This is a genomic window from Flavobacterium chuncheonense (assembly GCF_042686145.1).
Lineage (GTDB): Bacteria > Bacteroidota > Bacteroidia > Flavobacteriales > Flavobacteriaceae > Flavobacterium > Flavobacterium chuncheonense.
On the sequence record NZ_JBHUPC010000013.1, the window covers coordinates 796,370 to 797,530 of the forward strand.

The following is a 1,161-nucleotide window of genomic DNA, read 5'->3' on the forward strand; positions in this document are numbered from 1 at the left end:
TGCTACAGTTGATACAGTAACAGGAGTTATTACAGGAGTTTCAGCCGGTACAGCAACCATTACATACACCGTTTTAGGAACAGGAGGATGTGCAGATACTTTCACTACATTAGATGTGACCGTTACAACGCCACCAAATGCGGGAGTATTGAGTGGAAATCAAGCAATTTGTATTGCTGGTACTACAACATATACAAGTAATGGTGATGCTGGAGGAACATTTAGTTCAGGTGATGTAACAATTGCAACAGTAGATACAACTACGGGAGTTATTACAGGAGTTTCAGCCGGTACAGCTACCATTACGTATACCGTTTTAGGAACAGGAGGATGTGCAGATACTTTCACTACATTAGATGTAACCGTTACTACGCCACCAAATGCAGGAGTATTGAGTGGAAACCAAGCAATTTGTATTGCAGGTACTACAACATTTGTGAGTGATGGTGATACAGGAGGAAGTTTTACTTCAGCTGATACTTCAATTGCTACAGTTGATACAGTAACAGGAGTTATTACTGGAGTTTCAGCCGGTACAGCAACCATTACATATACCGTTTTAGGAACAGGAGGATGTGCAGATACTTTCACTACATTAGATGTGACCGTTACAACGCCACCAAATGCGGGAGTATTGAGTGGAAATCAAGCAATTTGTATTGCTGGTACTACAACATATACAAGTAATGGTGATGCTGGAGGAACATTTAGTTCAGGTGATGTAACAATTGCAACAGTAGATATAACTACGGGAGTTATTACAGGAGTTTCAGCCGGTACAGCTACCATTACATACACAGTTTTAGGAACAGGAGGATGTGCAGATGCTTTCACTACATTAGATGTAACCGTTACTACACCACCAAATGCTGGAATGGTAAGTGGTATTCAAGCAATTTGTATTGGAGGTACTACAACATTTGTAAGTGATGGAGATGCAGGTGGAAGTTTTACTTCAGGAGATACTTCAATTGCTACAGTTGATACAGTAACAGGAGTTATTACAGGAGTTTCAGCCGGTACGGCTACCATTACATACACCGTTTTAGGAACAGGAGGATGTGCAGATACTTTCACTACATTAGATGTAACCGTTACTACGCCACCAAATGCAGGAACATTGAGTGGAACACAAGGAATTTGTGTAGGTGATACAACAAC

1 protein-coding gene is annotated in these 1,161 nt (G+C 40.8%); it reads left to right on the forward strand.

Translation table 11 applies throughout. From position 1 onward, the window contains the following. A partial coding sequence (locus ACFS5J_RS11155) for a beta strand repeat-containing protein (protein WP_379812273.1) occupies window positions 1–1,161 on the forward strand: 1,161 nt, incomplete at both ends.